The 245-nt window shown below is 52.7% G+C and carries 1 protein-coding gene; it reads left to right on the top strand.

From position 1 onward, the window contains the following. Nucleotides 1-245 (top strand): LysR substrate-binding domain-containing protein (locus SB822_RS59760; RefSeq protein ID WP_410859467.1); only part of this gene is annotated, 245 nt, incomplete at both ends.

Here is a 245-nt window from a genome sequence, read left to right as displayed (position 1 = left end):
CTCCGGTTTCGGTCAATGCCGCTGAAAGCTATACGGCTGCGGCCAGCTTGGGCCTTGGGATCATTCAGATACCTCGCTATCATGCGATACGACATATTGCGGATGGAGAATTAGTACAGATACTCCACGCTTATCCGCCCAGCTCCTCACCGGTATCTGTTGTATATCCGCGCGATCGGCAACTTTCTCCCCGGGTCAGGGTATTTATCGACTGGATTGCCATGATACTCGCCCGTCAGAACAAT

It is taken from the genome of Paraburkholderia sp. SIMBA_054 (genome assembly GCF_046534875.1).
Classification (GTDB): domain Bacteria; phylum Pseudomonadota; class Gammaproteobacteria; order Burkholderiales; family Burkholderiaceae; genus Paraburkholderia; species Paraburkholderia hospita.
Note: the sequence above shows the minus strand (reverse complement) of the source record. Positions and strands in the feature narration are given on the sequence as shown.